The 17,613-nt window shown below is 27.6% G+C and carries 19 protein-coding genes; 1 reads left to right on the top strand and 18 read right to left on the bottom strand.

Annotation, left to right across the window (positions count from 1 at the left end):
* Positions 1 to 8: 8 nt before the first annotated feature.
* Genes atpG through EXC37_RS00475 form a run of 6 tightly spaced genes read right to left on the bottom strand, consistent with a single transcriptional unit; the run spans position 9 to position 4,587 of the window.
* Positions 9 to 872 carry an ATP synthase F1 subunit gamma gene (atpG, locus tag EXC37_RS00500; protein WP_006608523.1) on the bottom strand — a complete coding sequence of 288 codons (864 nt, stop codon included), beginning with the start codon at positions 870 to 872 and terminating at the stop codon, positions 9 to 11.
* Positions 873 to 874: 2 nt separating this feature from the next.
* Entirely contained in the window at positions 875 to 2,458 is a 1,584-nt protein-coding gene (gene atpA, locus EXC37_RS00495; RefSeq protein ID WP_006608524.1) for a F0F1 ATP synthase subunit alpha, read from the bottom strand.
* Complete coding sequence (atpH, locus tag EXC37_RS00490; RefSeq protein ID WP_006608525.1) at positions 2,451 to 3,011, bottom strand: ATP synthase F1 subunit delta; 561 nt, start codon at positions 3,009 to 3,011, stop codon at positions 2,451 to 2,453. Before atpH ends, atpA begins: the two co-directional genes overlap by 8 nt.
* Before the next feature lie 4 nt (positions 3,012 to 3,015).
* Complete coding sequence (gene atpF / locus EXC37_RS00485; protein ID WP_029891983.1) at positions 3,016 to 3,573, bottom strand: F0F1 ATP synthase subunit B; 558 nt, start codon at positions 3,571 to 3,573, stop codon at positions 3,016 to 3,018.
* 2 nt (positions 3,574 to 3,575) lie between these two features.
* Positions 3,576 to 3,803, bottom strand: a complete 228-nt coding sequence (atpE, locus tag EXC37_RS00480; protein ID WP_006608527.1) for an ATP synthase F0 subunit C — start codon at positions 3,801 to 3,803, stop codon at positions 3,576 to 3,578.
* 28 nt (positions 3,804 to 3,831) lie between these two features.
* On the bottom strand, positions 3,832 to 4,587 hold the full coding sequence (locus EXC37_RS00475; RefSeq protein ID WP_006608528.1) for a F0F1 ATP synthase subunit A: 756 nt from the start codon (positions 4,585 to 4,587) through the stop codon (positions 3,832 to 3,834).
* Between the two features lie 65 nt (positions 4,588 to 4,652).
* Between EXC37_RS00475 and EXC37_RS00470 the strand changes: the two genes are divergently transcribed.
* On the top strand, positions 4,653 to 4,952 hold the full coding sequence (locus EXC37_RS00470) for a hypothetical protein (protein ID WP_129693826.1): 300 nt from the start codon (positions 4,653 to 4,655) through the stop codon (positions 4,950 to 4,952).
* Positions 4,953 to 5,132: 180 nt separating this feature from the next.
* On the opposite strand, the gene EXC37_RS00465 is transcribed toward EXC37_RS00470, so the two are convergent.
* The 12 genes from EXC37_RS00465 to EXC37_RS00410 form a co-directional block, all read right to left on the bottom strand.
* The gene (locus EXC37_RS00465; RefSeq protein WP_051660713.1) at positions 5,133 to 6,062 is read right to left on the bottom strand and encodes a YwaF family protein; all 930 of its coding nucleotides are present in this window, start codon (positions 6,060 to 6,062) and stop codon (positions 5,133 to 5,135) included.
* A gap of 1 nt (position 6,063) precedes the next feature.
* Entirely contained in the window at positions 6,064 to 7,416 is a 1,353-nt protein-coding gene (ffh, locus tag EXC37_RS00460; protein WP_006608532.1) for a signal recognition particle protein, read from the bottom strand.
* 19 nt (positions 7,417 to 7,435) lie between these two features.
* The gene (locus tag EXC37_RS00455) at positions 7,436 to 8,227 is read right to left on the bottom strand and encodes a GNAT family N-acetyltransferase (protein WP_051660714.1); all 792 of its coding nucleotides are present in this window, start codon (positions 8,225 to 8,227) and stop codon (positions 7,436 to 7,438) included.
* 47 nt (positions 8,228 to 8,274) lie between these two features.
* Entirely contained in the window at positions 8,275 to 8,520 is a 246-nt protein-coding gene (locus EXC37_RS00450; protein WP_006608534.1) for a YdbC family protein, read from the bottom strand.
* A gap of 96 nt (positions 8,521 to 8,616) precedes the next feature.
* A complete protein-coding gene (gene tsaD / locus EXC37_RS00445; RefSeq protein ID WP_006608535.1) occupies positions 8,617 to 9,558 on the bottom strand; it encodes a tRNA (adenosine(37)-N6)-threonylcarbamoyltransferase complex transferase subunit TsaD in 942 nt (313 codons plus the stop codon).
* A gap of 74 nt (positions 9,559 to 9,632) precedes the next feature.
* Positions 9,633 to 10,886, bottom strand: coding sequence for a serine hydroxymethyltransferase (glyA, locus tag EXC37_RS00440; RefSeq protein ID WP_029891986.1), 1,254 nt, complete (start codon positions 10,884 to 10,886; stop codon positions 9,633 to 9,635).
* A gap of 11 nt (positions 10,887 to 10,897) precedes the next feature.
* Positions 10,898 to 13,078 carry a phenylalanine--tRNA ligase subunit beta gene (locus tag EXC37_RS00435; RefSeq protein WP_129693825.1) on the bottom strand — a complete coding sequence of 727 codons (2,181 nt, stop codon included), beginning with the start codon at positions 13,076 to 13,078 and terminating at the stop codon, positions 10,898 to 10,900.
* Positions 13,072 to 13,755, bottom strand: coding sequence for a uracil-DNA glycosylase (locus tag EXC37_RS00430; protein WP_223211543.1), 684 nt, complete (start codon positions 13,753 to 13,755; stop codon positions 13,072 to 13,074). Before EXC37_RS00430 ends, EXC37_RS00435 begins: the two co-directional genes overlap by 7 nt.
* Complete coding sequence (pheS, locus tag EXC37_RS00425; RefSeq protein WP_029891989.1) at positions 13,742 to 14,698, bottom strand: phenylalanine--tRNA ligase subunit alpha; 957 nt, start codon at positions 14,696 to 14,698, stop codon at positions 13,742 to 13,744. Before pheS ends, EXC37_RS00430 begins: the two co-directional genes overlap by 14 nt.
* Complete coding sequence (locus EXC37_RS00420) at positions 14,688 to 15,908, bottom strand: replication-associated recombination protein A (protein WP_029891990.1); 1,221 nt, start codon at positions 15,906 to 15,908, stop codon at positions 14,688 to 14,690. Before EXC37_RS00420 ends, pheS begins: the two co-directional genes overlap by 11 nt.
* An 84-nt stretch (positions 15,909 to 15,992) precedes the next feature.
* Positions 15,993 to 16,685: a ribonuclease HIII gene (locus EXC37_RS00415; RefSeq protein ID WP_029891991.1), complete on the bottom strand. Its 693-nt coding sequence runs from the start codon at positions 16,683 to 16,685 to the stop codon at positions 15,993 to 15,995.
* Entirely contained in the window at positions 16,678 to 17,607 is a 930-nt protein-coding gene (locus tag EXC37_RS00410; protein WP_029891992.1) for a Cof-type HAD-IIB family hydrolase, read from the bottom strand. Before EXC37_RS00410 ends, EXC37_RS00415 begins: the two co-directional genes overlap by 8 nt.
* Between the last annotated feature and the right edge of the window lie 6 nt (positions 17,608 to 17,613).

Here is a 17,613-nt window from a genome sequence, read left to right as displayed (position 1 = left end):
TTTCTAAATTAAACAGCATTTGCTCCAGAAACAATTTCATTAAGTTCTTGAGTAATGTTTGCTTGACGTTTTCTGTTGTATTTAATTTCTAATTCTTCAATTAGTTCATTTGCATTTTCTGTAGCAGTTTCCATCGCACTTCTTCTTGATGCTAATTCACTTAATTTTGAAGATGAATAAGCGAAATAAATATGTGCGTTTAAATATTGTGGAATTGCAACATTTAAAACCTTTTGTGGCGAAGGTTCAAATTCTATTTGTTTAAATAAATATTTACTATCCTTAGGCAATTTACTATCATTATTGAAAACAAATGGGTAAATGTGTTCATTTGTTTCAACTTGAACTAGATTATTAACATATTTGTTATAAATTACATTGATAGAATCAAATTTTTCATTTTTATAAATTAAATAAATTTTTTTAGTTATTTCTTGAATTAATTTATAGTGATCAGCATTTGCTTCACTTTTTTGTTTATAAATAATTTGATTTTGAAAAATTTTTTCAAGTCCTAAAATACCTTTAAAACCAATGATAATTACTTTATCATCCTTTTTTATAGTACTTTTAGCTAATTTTATAACTGCTGAATTATATGATCCAGCAAGTCCAATATCACCAGTAAAAATTACATATAATTTTTTACCTGTATTTTTTTGTGGAAACAATTCTTCAATTTCTCTTTTGTTCATGTGATGGAGAATAGCATCAAAAGATCTTTTCACTGAATCATAATAATTTTTTACATTATTGTATTCAGTTCTACTTTTTTTCAATTTTGAAGCTGATACTAATTCCATTGCATGTGTGATTTTTTTAATTGATTGAACAGCATTAATTCTGTTTTTAATTATTTGTTGTCCAGCCATAATTATTCACCAATATTACTTCATTTAGCCGGAATAGGTAAATAAAGACTTGCATCATATTCAGGAATTAATGAAATTATTTTTTTAACAATTGCAATTAATTCTTTAACTAATTCAACTTTTAATTCATCATTAAGAGCATTATTGTTTTCTTTAATTTTTTGAGCTAAAATTTGACCTTTTTGAGATTCCATTAATTTAACAACTTCATTTCTATAAGTTTTTATTTTTTCAAGAGGAATAGGATTAATAATTTTTTCCTTAATTCCCAATAAAATAGCTACTTGAGTGATTTGGTCAAAAGGAGAATACTGTTCTTGTTTTAAAAACTCGTAAACTTTAGCACCATGTTGCAAAATATTTTTGGTTGATTCATCTAAGTCTGAGTCAAATTGCGCAAAAGCTAACATTTCATTATATTGAGCTAATTCAAGTTTTAATGATGATGATGTTTCTTTAATAGCTTTAATTTGTGCGCTAGATCCTACCCGACTAACACTGAAACCAACGTCAACAGCTGGTTTTTGTCCTGAATTAAATAAACTTTCTTTTGTGAAAATTTGCCCATCAGTAATTGAAATAACATTAGTCGGAATATATGCTGAAATATCACCTTGTTGTGTTTCAATGATAGGTAAAGCAGTGATTGAACCACCACCGAATTCTTTTCTAACCCTTGCAGCTCTTTCTAATAATTGTGAGTGAAGATAGAAAATATCACCTGGATAAGCTTCACGACCAGGAGGTCTTCTTAAAAGTAAAGATAGTGTTCTATATGCTACAGCATGTTTACTTAAATCATCATAAACAATTAGAACATCTTCACCTTTTGACATCCATTCTTCTGCAATTGTAACGCCTGAATAAGGCGCAATGTATTGTTGTGGTGCTAATTCGCTTGCTCCTGCAACAACAACTGTTGTATATTCCATTGCTCCAAAGTCATTTAATTTTTTAACAATTTGTGCGACTGTTGAGTTTTTTTGTCCAATTGCAACATAAACACATTTAACATTTTTACCTTTTTGATTGATAATTGTGTCAATTGCAATTGATGTTTTTCCTGTTTGTCTATCCCCAATAATTAACTCACGTTGACCTTTTCCGATTGGAATCATTGAATCAATTGCCAAAATTCCGGTTTCAAGTGGTTGATTAACTTCTTTTCTGGTCATAACACCAGGAGCAACTTTAAAAATTTCACTAGTTTTTGAAAATTTCAAATCGCCTTTACCATCAATAGGTTCACCTAATGCATTTACAACTCTACCTAAAAGATCATCTCCTACAGGAACTGAAATAACTTTACCACTTCTGTGACACTCATCGCCTTCTGCTAAAGCATTTGCGTTACCAAAAATTGCAACTCCGATTACTTCTTCCTCTAAGTTTAAAGTTAAACCATATATATTGTTTTTGAAAACGATAATTTCACCATTTTTGGCTTTTTCAAGACCACTAACAAGTGCAATTCCATCTCCTACAGTAATAATGTGCCCCACTTCAGAATAATCAATTTTTGACACATTAAAATTCTTGATACGGTCTTTAATAATAGCTGAAATATCATGAATTGAACTAGCCATTTAAACCTCCGTCTTTGCTTTTAATTTGATTTGTTAATTGTTGTAAATCTGAACCCAAAGAATGTTCAATTACTAAACTATCCATTTTAATTTTGAATCCACCGATAACATTGGGATCAATAATGTTATCAATGTCTACAATGCAGTTATAATCTTTTTCCAATTTAGCTTTAATTAAGTTTAATTTGTCTTTTGTAATTGGAAAGGGACTAAAAATTTTAGCATATCTTACATTTAAATGTTGATTAACCATTTTTAAATAAACAGAAATAATTCTTTTTAAATTTTGAATTGCACCATTCTCTAAAATAATGTTAATAAAATTTATTGCCAACTGATTTTTTTCAAAACCAGCTAAAACATCTGAAATGTAAGCATTTTTTTCTTCTTTACTTATTTCACCATTTTTTAAATTTTCGATAAATAACTCGTCTTTTTTTAATTCTTTATAAAGCGCAGTTAAAATGTAACGTGTTTCATGCGCAACATTCATTTCAAGAGACAATTCATAAATTGCAATGGCATATGCATCTAAATTGATTTTTTTGTACATAATTTTATTTGTTTGACTCTTCTTTTAAGAATTCATCAATCATTGCACTTTGTACTTTTTCATCAACTGATTTTTTCAAAATTTTCTTAGATAATTCTGAAGCAGCATCAACAATATAATTTTTTGATTCTTCAAAAAATTCTTGTTTTTGTTTTTCAACGTCTCTTCTTGCTTCTTCTAACATTGTTTTAGACTTACTTCTTGCGAGTGCAGTGTAACTTAAAACAATTTTATTTGAATGATTAATACCTTCTTGCACTATTTTGTCAGCTTCTTGATGTGCTTTTGCTAAAGTTTGATTTGATTCTTCTAATTTTTGTTGCATTTCTTGATGCAATGATTTAGCTTGATCAATATTTGCTTGAATATATTCCTGTCTTGCTTTAATTGCTTTCTTTACAGGTTTATAAGCTAAGAAATACAAAATTACGATTATCAAAATTAAAGATATTAATGTGGCAATCATTAAAGGAATTGAAGGAAAAATTTTTTGAATTTTTTCTTGCAATTCTCCTTTTAATCCTGTTTCATGTAATACCTTGTCAATAACGTTTATTTCCATAATTAGTATGCGAACATTAAAATAAATGAAATAAGAAGTGAATAAATAGCAGCTGATTCAGCAACACCTGAACCAATTAACATCATTGTACGAATTTTTGAAGCTGCTTCTGGATTTCTTCCAACAGCTTCTGCAGCTTTACCTGCAGCAATTCCTTGTCCTAATCCGGTTCCAAATGTTCCTAACATAGCTAAACCAATACCAATGGCTACTAAACCTTTATCTGTCATGTTTAATTCTCCTATCAAATTTAATTAATTAATAAATATTTGCTTGCGTTGCAATTGTTTCAATATTTTTTTGTTTGTTTTTTTTCTTTTTGACTACAGAATCAGCCTCACCAGTTCAATAAATTACTGTCAAAGTGGTAAAAATTAAAGCTTGAATAAATGCGCCAAAAACGTCAAAATATAAATGTAAAAATGAAGTAAATATCGGGGCAAAGAAAAATCACATATTGTTTTCTTGTCCAGGTATTAAAGTTCATAAATATCCAAATACATAATAAGCTAAGAATAAAATTGATGAACCACCTATAATGTTTCCAAAAATCCGGAAACTCAGCGAAATCAGTGGAGCAAATTGACCAATTGATTCTATTGGATTGATGTATTTTTTAAAGAACCTTCACTTTTGATACAACAGACCTACGACATAAATTCCAATTCATGTTATAAGAGCAAGAGTAAAAGGGACAGAATATGATGTTACAACTGGTTCTAACCCAATTAAACCAAGCAAGTTCCCAACTAAAAGAAAAGTTGCCAAAGCGAAAATGTAAACTCTTGTTTTACGAATCTTGCCTTCTGTTGCTTCATCAAAAGATTGATCAATATAACCTATATAACCTTCAACAATGAGCAAAAAAGCTCCTGGAGCTTTATCTGGTTTTGAAGATCTTTTGATTTGAATAAAAACCGCTAAAGCTAAAATAAAACATATCAAAACAGTAATAAAAAGTGAAAATAACTGCGGATGTGCTCAATTTCACAAGGCTTCTTTAATTTTGTCCATTTTTCCTCCTTTCATATCTTTTTGTAATAATAAAGCTTATAAATCCGGAAATAAGAATTGAAGTAGTGCCAAAAGCAAAAGCAATCAAATTAATTGGATACATTGTTTTGTGCAAAATATCTTTACTGAAAAAAAGTCTTTTGCTAAATCCATTAATTTGAATTGCTAAAAAAAGTGCTAAAGCTAATAAACTCATGATTATTAAAAAACCTAATAAAGTTCAAAAACTGAATTTTATTTTTTTACTAATCTGTCTTTCTAAAAGGCTTTTAGAAAGAAAAAAATTTCTTAATTCAAAAAAAATTAAAGAAAAACAACTTCCAATTAAAAACCCAAAGGCCAATGAAAGTTTCATCAATGGATAAAAACCACAAAAAATTACTGTGATAATTAGGCAATAGATTAAGAAAATTTTATAAATTGAGTTTTCAAATATTTTCTGCATATTTCTAAGCTTTATTTTGTTAAAAATAACTAAAAAAAATTATGTTAATTTTACTTAACATAATCTTATTATATTACTAATTATTTATAATGATTAGATTTTACACATTTGTTCTATTTTTTTCTTTTAGGCTTTTTTTAAGCAATAAAAGTCAAAATTCATGAATAGATTTTTTGTATTTTTTTCACATTTTGCTTTTTCTTCATTTAAAAACTCAACCACTTTCTTCTCTTGCAAAATATACTTTATCTTGAATACATCATATACTAATGTAAATTGTCATATAGATAGTTAATGAGAGTGTAAGAGTTACATAATTGAATGGTCATTGGAGAATGTAAGGAATCAATTTTGATTGACTGTTATATTTATCAAATCCTAAATAAAAGTAATTTGATTTTCAGCTTAAATCAACACTATTTGAACTATCAATTGCTCAATTGATAAAAAACATCATTGTAGTTAAGGAGAGCATCACAGCAAAAGTAACCAATGTATCTTTAAATGTGTATTTAATGTCAGCTAAGACATAAATAACTGCAGGTAAAACTAAAACATATAAGTGTGCCAAAATGTAGTCTCAATAGTAAAAATTATCAAGTCCAATATTTTTATTTAAATCTGGCGAAGAAATAGCAACAATTCCACCAATAATTGAAAATGCACCAAAATATTTAATTCAATGTAGTTTATTAAAAATAACTGTTATAGCTAAAAAAATTAACATTAAACGACAAAAATGAAGAGGAATGGATTCTCATAAATTTTCAAAATGAGAAAGTACTAAAACACTTGATCTTACTCCCATTCCAATAAGCGAAATAACTCCAAAAAGTGTTCAGAATGTTCTTTTTGTAAAAATACCTAAAACATAATGATGTTTCAAATAGTGCTGTTTTATAGGTCTTTTGAATATCCACAAAAGAATAATACTAATTCCGCCTAAAACTGCTAAAGTATAAAACAAAATTTGTGAAACACCATGCCATGGGACGTTGTTTCCCGCAACATTGAAAAAACCCAGATTCATTTTATAATCCGCCTAATCCCATTTTGGTTAAATCGCCAAAATTTCCTGACTTAATTTTTTTAGCCATTTCGCCCATGTTTTTGACCATTTGTTCGAAATCATTCAATAAACGATTGTATTCAAAAGCGCTTCTTCCACTTCCTTTTAAAATTCTTGCTTTTCTGCTTGCTTGTTTTAAAAGTTTTGGATTTTTTCTTTCTTTTTGTGTCATTGAGCTAATTAAAATTTCATAACTTCTAAATTTTTCTTCTGCTTCTTGAATTTTTTCTTCACTTATTTTGTTTGCTAATCCAGGAATCATTTTAATTAATTTACTCATTTTTCCCATTTTTTTCATTTGGCTTAAATTTTGCATTAAATCGTCAAGACTAAATTCGCCTTTTAAAATTTTGGCAACAGTATTTTGTGCAGCGTCCTGATCGATTACTTCTTCTGCTTTTTCAATTAATGATAAGACATCGCCCATACCAAGAATTCTGTCTGCCATTCTATCTGGATAAAATAAATCTAAGTTAGAGATTTTTTCTCCTGTTCCAATAAATCTAATAGGTAAGTTTAAAACTTTAGAAATACTTAACGCGGCTCCACCTCTCGCGTCTGAGTCTAATTTAGTAATAATCGCACCAGTTAAATTTAAGTCATTATCAAAAGCTTGCGCAACATTCAAAATATCTTGCCCACTCAAAGCATCAGCCACAAAGAAAATTTCTTGTGGATGTGCAATTTTCTTTAAATCTTTTAATTCATTCATTAATGGTTCATCAATAGCTAAACGACCAGCAGTATCAATTAAAATTAAATCGTGGTCATTATTTCTTGCGAATTCTAAAGCATTTGTCACAATGTTTTGTGCGCTTTCATTTACTCCTTGTTCAAAATAATCAACTTGAATACTTTTAGCTAAGGTAACTAATTGTTGAACAGCAGCAGGACGATAAATATCAGCTGCAACTACTAAAGGTTTATTAACTTTATTTTTCTTACGTAAATAATAAGCTAATTTAGCAACAGCAGTTGTTTTACCTGAACCTTGTAAACCTGTCATCATAATAATATAAGGTTTTTTTGTAATATTAATTTCTTTAACTTCTTTTCCTAAAATGTCAACTAATTCTTCATGAACAATTTTAACCATTTGTTGAGAAGCATTTAAAGAACCAACAATTCTAGATTCAAGTGCCTTAGTTTTAACATTGCTTATAAAATCTTTTACTACTTTTAAATTAACATCGGCTTCTAAGAGTGCCATTTTTATATCTCTTGTTGTTTCTAAAATATCTGCTTCATTAACAACAGTTTTTTTGGCCATTTTTGCAAGTGATTTTTGAATACGATTTTCTAAAAAATTAAACATATATTATTCCCCATCTTAACTAATTAACTTTAATTGTATAAACAAATCCTAAAGTTTCAAATCCTATTTTTTGATAAATACTTCCTGCTTCTGGATTGTCATAAAACAAAATAGGTGTTTTATTATTTTCTAACACATACTTAGTTAAGGCTGCAGTTACCTGTGATGCATAACCTTTTTTTCGATGTTCTTTTAAACAATAAATACCACCAATCATTGCGCTTTGACTTGTTGAAGCTAATATTGATGCATGAGCTAAAACTTTTTGTTCATTTTTAATTATGAAATTATGAGAAATATTTTTAAGAAAATTTTCTTTATAAATTTCATATTCTCTTTCGTATGAACCTCTAAAATCATCAAATTCGGTAATTTCTTGTCTTCCTCTACAAATTGATTCAATATCTTCAAGTTCAGCTTTTTTAACTAATGAAAAATCAATTTGTTTTAATTTTTTGCAAGTTGCTAAAAATTGTTTGTGAATTTTAAAATTTGAATTAGAAAAGAAACTCCTCTTTAATTCAAAACTATTTTGGTTGATATGAACATTAGTTATATTGTATTCATCAAAAAATTCTTTTAACAATTTTTCACTTATTAAATTGAATGGGTCAAAGTAAAGCAATGTAAAACCAAAAATTAAAAGAACACTTTTAATTTCATCATCATTTTTTAATATAAAAGTAGTAATAAGAGAAGATTGGAGATCAAAATTTTCAATATCAGCAATTAAAAACAAATTATAAAAAGGTTCTTGTCTGAGAAAAGTCAAAATTTTCTCTTTGTCACTTTGTTGAGCCTTGATTAACATTTTAAATATAAAAACAATAAAAATCCTTATGCAAGGATTTTTTTACATTATTTTTCTAAATTTTCAAGTTCTTGATCAATTAAAGTTTTAAGTGTTTTTAATTCTTCTAAAGATAATGTAATACCTTTGCTTGAACGTGCGTGATCTTCGCTTCAATCTCTAATGTCGTATTTTGGTTCATAATTATTTCATGAAACAAGATTAAATTCTTTTGTATAACCACTGCTAGTATTAGCAATTTTACCAATGTGACGAACAATTGAGTTAGTGATTTCAGGTTTTTTAGTTGCCATCATAGCTCCTTCTAATTTAAAATACTAATATTAAAACTAAGTATAAGTAATATTAATTAATATTATATATTAATATATTTACATAGAAGCTTAAGATTATTTATTTTTCTTAAATTTCAACTGTTCATAGGCACACATTGCAATCATTGCACCATTATCTGTTGCATATTTTAAATTTGGAATAATTGCTTTTGTACTTAATTTAAGAAATTCTTCTCTTAATAAACTATTTGCACTAACACCACCCGCCAATACAAGTGTTTCAAATTCATATTTTTTTATAGCTTTTTTCGTTTGTTCAATTAGATACTGCACTGCTGTTTTTTGAAAACTACAAGCCAATTTAACTTCATCGAGTTTTTCACCTCTATCAATGGAATTACGATAAAGATTAATTACTTGAGATTTTAGTCCACTAAATGAAAAATCTAAATCATTTTCTGTTTTAGGTATTGTTAATTTATAGTATGAATTGTCATTTTTGTTTTTAAATAATTTATCAATAATAGGTCCGCCTGGAAAACCTAAATTTAGTTTTGTTGCAACTTTATCAAACGCTTCACCAACTGCATCATCTTGTGTTTGGCCAATTATCTCTATTTCATAGGGGTTTCGAATATACATTAGCTGTGTATGTCCGCCTGACACTAATAAACATAAAGCAGGATATTTTATTTCAGAATCTATTGCAGCAGAATAAAAATGACCTTCTAAATGATTTATTGGAATTAAAGGTTTTTTATAACTTAAAGCTAAAGCGTTGGCAAAAAGAAATCCAATTTGTAAAGTTCCAATTAATCCAGGTTTTTCTGTATAGGCAATATAATCTAATTCAGTTAAATTTCATTTTTTTAAGAGAAGTTGCAAAATTAAATGAATATTTTTTACGTGTTCTCTCGAAGCTAGTTCTGGAATCGTGCCACCAAACTCTTTGAAAATTTCAATTTGTGAAATAGTTATTAAATCTAAAATTTTTCCATCTTCTAAAAGTGCAATAGAAGTATCATCATGGCTTGTTTCTATGCCTAAAATTTTCATAAGTTACCTCTTGTAAATAATATTCTTATTTTACTATAAAAAAGGGTAAAAATAAAAAAGCACATTTTGTGTGCTTAATTATAATATTTTTTAATAGGATACTTTTTAGTTCATTTTTTAATTTGTTTCTTAATTTTGTTAAATAATTCTAGATTTTCTAAAATAGTTGGCCCTGTTTTTAAGATTTCATCAATTAAATCTGCTAAATTTTCTCATTCATCAAAATCTCTAGAAGTCATTGCGGCAGTACCTAATCTTAGGCCTGAAGAAATCATTGGACTCAAAGTATCATTAGGAACTGTATTTTTATTTGTTGTTATATTGAAATAACTCAATAATTTTTCGGCATCTTTACCTGTAATATTGTATGAATCATAAACATTAAGGGTAAATAAATGATTGTCCGTTCCGCCCGAAACTATTTTGATACCTTTTTCGAGAAATCTATTTGAAAATCTTTTAGCATTACTAATTATATTTTGAGCATAAGTTTTAAATGAATCTTTTAGTGCTTCACCAAAAGCTACCGCTTTTCCTGCTATTTGGTGAACTAAAGGCCCTCCTTGATAACCAGGGAAAACTCAACGATCAATTTTTTTTGCTAATTCTTCGTCATTAGTCATTATGATTGCACCTCTTGCACCTCTTAAAGTTTTATGAGTTGTAGAAGTAATAATATCAGCATAACCAACAGGAGAAGGATGAACTCCGCCAACAATTAATCCTGCAATATGAGCTATATCTGCCATTAATTTAGCACCACAAGCATCTGCAATTTCTCTAAATTTTTTAAAATCAACTACTCTTGAATAAGCTGAATAACCACAAATAATTAATTTTGGTTTTTCTTTAATGGCTTTTTCCTTAATGGCTTCATAATCTAGTAAACCGTTTTCATCTGTATCATAGGTAATTGCGTTAAAATAAATACCACTAAAACTAATTTTATAACCGTGAGTTAAATGACCACCTGAAGAAAGAGATAATCCCATAATTTTATCTCCAGGTTGGCAAATAGAAGAAATTGCTGCTGCATTTGCTGTTGATCCTGAATAAGGTTGAACGTTTGCAAATTTAACACCAAATAATTTTTTTAGACGTTCTCTTGCCAAGTCTTCCACTTCATCAGCATATTCACAACCACCATAATATCTTTTACCAGGATAACCTTCTGCATATTTGTTAGTCATTATGGATCCAACGGCTTTTAAAACATCTTGACTAACAAAGTTTTCACTTGCTATTAATTCAATGTGATTTCTTTGTCTCTTTGCTTCTTTATTAATCGAAGCTTCAACTAATTTATCTTTTAATCTAAGTCTATACATTTAACCTCACATTATTTGTTATATTTTTCATTTATTGCTTTAATTACTTCACTTTCAGCTACTATTCTTAGAGTAATATATTTTTGGTTTTCTTTTTCAAAACTATCTATTTGTTTAATATTGTAAAGTGCAAAATTTTCTTGAATTTCGACAATTCTTGTTCCTATTGTTTCTCTTAATTCTAATGCAAATGTTAAATCTAGAGTTTTCAATGGATCACTTGAATATTCTTTAAAAGTTTTTTTATTTTTGTTAATTTTTACTTGTTTAAATTCTGCAACAATTAAATTTAAAGAAGAATATTTAGGACTAACTTTTCCTATTCATCCAATAAATTGACCATTTTGGTAAATTTTTGCAGATAAATTAGGATGAACATAATCATTATCTGTATATGGTATAAATTCTAAATTCTTACTATTTAAGAAGTTTGCAATATCTTGTTTCATTTGATCTATGTCTTTAATAGTTGAAATTAAACCATAAACATATTCATTATTATTAATCATTCCATTTTCGAATAAATTAAAATCTGCAATTTTTCTTTTAATATTGTATTCTGCAACTTCAAGCATTGAAGGTACAATTGAATTTCTTACTGCTTCTCTTTCCAAAGAAACAAAAGTTTCTAAATCTATATTTTTTTCAAAAGCAAATGGATTAAAAATATTTTTATTTTTACTTACTAAAGTGAAGGTTCTAATTTCTTGATAACCCATATGTTTTAACATTTCTTTATTAATGTCTTTGGAAACAACTTCTGTTGTATATAAATATGGTGCTTCAGGTTTAAAATGATCATAACCATAAAATCTAAAATATTCTTCAATGATATCTTCATAAGTATGAATATCACTTCTATAAATAGGAGTTAAAATTCTATTTTTATTTTGCTCAAATCCAATGTATTCTAATTGTTGTTCTACTTTTTTAAAAACATCTAAATTTTTGATATTTAAATTTGCATATGTAGCTAATTTATGACGATTTTGGATAATTGAAGTTCTTTTTTTAGCTTTCGGTAGTTTCAAAACTTGACTATAATCTTGTTTATATTTGTGAACCATATATTGAAGAAACTTAATTCCCATTCTCACCATTTCATTATTAACACCACGAGCACCTTGAATTGATGAATTAGAATCTATTTTGATTTGTTTTGCTGCTTTTCTTACGCTTTTAGGGTCAAATGAACCTATTTCAAAAGCTATATGAGTTGTCTTGTCATTTACTGAAGAATTTTCACATCCCATAACACAAGCTAATGAAATAACATCTTTGTCATCTTTGATTGCTAAAACATTTTCAACTTCAACTTCTTTATTACCCAAAATTGTAACTTTTCCAGTAAAGTAATCACAAGAAATATCATTTCCAATTAATTGTTTATCATAAGCATGCGTTGGCACACCAGTTAATAATAAATTCATATTAGTAATATCAATTGCTCAATTATTTTTTGCTTCCACTTTGTGTTTAGCTAAAAATAATTGATCGTTTAAAGAAGTTTCTGTATTTTTTAATTTAACTTCAAAAAAACTTAATGCTTTTGCAGCATTTTTATTGATTCTCATTTTGCTTTTAAACTTTGCTTTATATTCGACATCTCATTTGTATCAAGTAAATTCTTTTTGATAGTAAGCGGCTAATTCTAATGCTAAAACATAATAAGAATTAATGTCTGCTCTATTTGATGGTGTTGTTATGTCAATTATGTAATCATCTAATTCAAAATATTCCACAGGATCCATATCTAAAGTTATTTTTGAATCATCTAACATAATTAAATCATCTTCATCGTATGGTAAGTACTTAACATCAAAACCTAATTCTGGATATCCTGATAACATTCCTTGTGATAAAACACCTGCCATTTTTTTGGCTCCAAAAACAATATCTCCTAATTTAGCACCTTCAACAAAAGCAACAGCTCACATTCCTTTTTGCGCATTTTTAGCTACTGTTTGAATGGTAATTTCTCCATTATTAGTTAGAAGGTGTACGACGTTTAAATTTTCTGATTTTTCATTTTTATAAACATCTAATACTTTTGCAAATTTAATCCCTTCAACTTGCGAAAATTTAGTGATGCTTTCTACTTCATATCCTAAATTATTTATGGCTTTTTCGACACTTAAATCTAATTTGATGCCTTTTATGAATTTATTTAATGTCTTTAATGAAACTAACATTTTTTATCCTTTCTAATACTGAAATCAATTTGTTGATTTTCAGGTAATAAACTATTTATTTCTTTAAAAAGAGAAGAATTTTTCAAAGGTTTTGAACCTCTAGCATATGAAAGAGGCGAAGGATGCGATCTGAAAATAATTTTCTCTAAATTTATTTCTTGCAAATATTCTTTATAGAAATTTAACGCTTCATTTCCTAACAAAAGCAAAATAAATTTACGATTTTGCCTATAAATAAATTTAATTAGATTAGAAGTGTAAATTTCTCATCCAAAATTTTTATGACTCAGTGGCTTATTTTCATTTACCGTCAAGATAGTATTAAGTAATAAAACACCTTGTCTTGCTCATGAAACTAGCTTGTTAGTTTCAAATATTGCACTAGGATAGTCCTTTTTAATTTCAAGCATCAAATTTTGTAAACTTTTAGGAGTTTGTGAAAAATTTGAACTAAATGCTAAACCATCTGCTTGATTTTTTAAATAATAAGGATCTTGTCCTAAAATTATTAATTTTGTTTCATCGGGAGCAAAATACTCTAATGCTCTAAATCATTTATCTTGTGCAGGCAAAATGGTATTTGTTTTTGCTTCTCTTTTTATTTTTTCTAATAGTTCTTTAAAATAGCTTTTTTGGATTTCTTGTAAATGAAAATCTAAAAAACTATTTTTCATCATTGAATTGATTTAAAGTTCGCAAATCATTTTTATAGAATTCACGAATATCTTTAATTTCATATTTGATCATTGCAAGTCTTTCGAGACCCAAACCAGCTGCGAAGGCATTATATTTTTTAACATCGTAACCGGCCATTTTTAAAACATTAGGATGGAGCATACCAGCACCTAAAACTTCTATTCATCTATTTTTGTAGTAAATATCTACTTCAACACTTGGCTCTGTGAAAGGAAAGTAGCTTGGTCTTAATCTTAACTCTAAGTCTGTTTCAAATACATAACTAAGTAAAGATTTTAATGTTCAAATTAAATTAGGAAAACTTACTTTTCCGACACTAACAAAGTCTAATTGGGTAAATTGGTGTGAGTGTGTTGCATCATCTTCATCATTTCTATACACTTTTCCAATAGCAAAAGTATTAATTGGTTTGTTATTTCTTTTTTCTAACTCATATGCACTTATTCCAGTATTATGAGTTCTTAAAAGTAAAGATGAATCTATATAAAGTGAATCCTGCATATCACGCGCTGGATGATCTTTAGGAATATTTAATCTTTCAAAGTTATAAAGATCATTAGTAATTTCTCCTGCTTTTGATTCAAAATATCCGTTTTGAATAAATCAATCTCTTAATCTATTTTCAATAATTGTTATTGGATGGAGTGATCCAGTAAAATGTAATGGTTTAGTAACATCATGGTATTCAGAGTTAATAATTTTGTTAATTTTTTCATTTTCAATTTTTAACTCTGCTTCTTTAAATTTGTTTTCAAAAAAACTTTTTAGTTCTGTAATTTTTTGCCCTATTATTTTTTTTTCTTCTGGTGAGGCACTTCTTATTTGTTGTTGAAGTTCAAAAAGTTCACTTCCTTTAGCATAGATTTTATTTTTGGCTTGTTTTAAATCTTCTAGTGTTAAAATTTCATCTCAATTAATGTTCATGTTTCTCCTTAAGATTTTTTATTTGTTCATAATATTGTTTTAATTTATCTAGATCATTTTCTTTAAATTCAAAAAAATTTATATTTCTTATTTCTTTTGGCAAATAATCCTGTTTAACAATTGAATTGGGAAAATTATGTGGATATAAATAATCAATTCCATCACCTAATTTCTTAGCAGCTGCATAGTGTGAATCACGCAAATGTTTTGGGACTTCGTAAATATTTCCTTGGTCTATAAAATTCTGAACTTTGCTCAAAGCTAAATAAACAGAATTACTTTTAGGTGCTAAAGCAGCAGAAATTATTGAATAGTAAATTGGTAAATTTGCTTCTGGAAATCCTAATTTTTCAACATTATCAAACGCCGTTGATATTCTTAAAGCTAGATTAGGATCTGCTAAACCAACATCTTCATAAGCGACACAAATTAGTCTTCTATATAAACCCTGATAATCTCCAGTTTTTAAAATCAAACTACCATAGTACAAGGCAGCATCCACATCGCTACCTCTTAGTGACTTATGAAAAGCGGATAAATTATTATAATGAGCATTGGAATCCATATCACTATAAAAATTAATATTAGGTATAAACTTTTTCAAATTATCTTCTGTAATTTTTTTATCATCTGACAATAAAGAAATTAATTGTAGATTATTAATTGAATTACGATAGTCACCATTTGAAAATTTCACTAAGTTTTTTAATACATCATCTTCAATTTCTAAATGAGAAAAATGTTTCTCTAGAATTAGTTTTAGCCCTTGAAAAATATCATCTTCTGAAAGTTTATTAAACTGCCTTATCTGCATTCTGCTTCTTAACGCTGGATTGACTCTAAAATAAGGATTTTCCGTTGTTGTTGCATAAACTATTGTCAAATCTGATTCCAAATAAGAAAGAAGAATATCTTGCTTATCTTTATTTAGTCGGTGTATTTCATCAATAATAACAACATCATGTTCTTTTAACAATTTTAATAGGTCATTTTTCGAATGTAAAGTAGCGTTAAATAATCCATAAGAATATCCAATATCATTAGCTAATGCAATTGCTGTAGAGGTTTTACCTGTGCCACTTTCTCCAAAAAAAATAAAACTTGTGTTTAATTTATTTTTGGCCACTTTTTTCAAAGTTTCAATCACATGTTTTTGTCCTATTATTTCATCTAAAGTTTGTGGACGGAGTTCATTAGCTAAATTTTTCATATCACAATTTTAAACCCTTTTTTATTTTTTTATACAAAAATAAAAAAATCACAAATTTAAAAAAATAAGTGATTTGTTTTTCACTTATTTGTTTATTTTAAAATGCATTTTTGCAACTTTATTTAATGTGTCTACAGAATTTTTTTTATTAAATTCTTGTACAAATTCTTTGACCTTTTTGCCTGCTCCTAGAGGAAATTCAATATTATATTTTTCGTTCATATCTTTCATATATCTTAAAAAATATCCTCTTGCTAAAACAGAAGCAACTGCAACACTTAAATCTATATCTTCAGCCTTAGTACTTAAAAGAACTTGAGTTTTAAATGGTTTTAAATTTGCTCAATTTTTAGACATAAAAGTTTCATAATATTTTTCAATACTATTTAATGTTGAATATTGATCAATAAATATGTAATCTATTTCTAATCTCTCTTGTAATTTTTGAATCGCGTTTAAATGCGAAAACATTTTTAATTCGTTTGAGTTATAGATTTTATTTAGTGAATTGTATCCCTGCGGAGATAAGTGATGAATTGAATAATAAACAAGTTTACTCAATTCATCACTTATTTTTAAAATTTTTTTGTCTGCTATTTTTTTACTATCTTTAATACCTAAAGCTTTTACATTTTCTATATTCTTTAGAGGAATAAAAGCAGCGCACGAAACAATGGGACCAAAATAATCTCCAACTCCAGTCTCATCAATTCCTATGATTTTCTTATCCTTTAAAAAAGTCAAATTAGGCAAAATTATAAACTGATTTTTATTCATCTTCGCTATCAAATGATGAACGTTGTTTCATCATTCTTTGTAATACTTGGTTACTTTTTTCTATTGTTTTTTCAGGTTCGTTAAGAATTCTTTCAATAAATTCACCAACTGCACCTTCATCATTGTGTTTTCTCAATCTTACCGTTGCATATTTTTTAACATCAGAAGATGCATTCCCAACTGCAACTGAAATTTTGGCAACTTTGAACATAGGAACATCATTAAAACCATCGCCAAGCGCAATTGTATTTTCTAGTTCAATGTTGTAATAACGACATAATAAGCTTAAAGCTCTTCCTTTGTTAACCGAAACATTGGTAATATCAAAAACTGGTGTCAATCCTTTACCTTTTGATCAATAAGAAAATTCCCCTAAATCACCATATTTTCTTTTCAAATAAGCTCTTAATTCTTCAACATTTGTTGTTTTTTTAACATCAAATATAATTCCTGTTGGCTTAAGTGGAATCTTGTTGTAATTAATTCCTACAACGAATTTTGGACTTTCTCTGAATCCAAAAACGCTTTCTAAATCTTTGTCTCTTTTTTGCAATTGAACTCATCCAGGTCCTTCAATTGCAACATTAGAAATTTCTGCTGCAACTTTTGGATCTCCAAGAACGTATAACATTTCATTTAGATCAAGATATTTAATGTAAGGAATAAAATTCTCATCTTTAGGATTGTGAATTTGCGCGCCATTGTAGTTAGCAACAATTGTATCCAATCCTAATCTTTCATAAATTGGTTTAGTACTTCTTCATGGACGTCCTGTCAAAATACAAATAACATGACCTTCGTTTTTAGCTCTTTGAATTGCATTCAAGGTTTTTTCATGAATTTCACCTGTAGATGAAGATGCTAACAATGTCCCGTCTAAATCAATGGCAAATAAAAATTTTCTTTTTGTCTCTTGTTCCATATTCAC

Origin of the sequence: Mycoplasmopsis columbina (genome assembly GCF_900660685.1) — a bacterium.
In the GTDB taxonomy this organism is placed as follows: Bacteria; Bacillota_I; Bacilli_A; order Mycoplasmatales; family Metamycoplasmataceae; genus Mycoplasmopsis; species Mycoplasmopsis columbina.
This window is presented reverse-complemented; position numbering and strand designations above follow the sequence as displayed.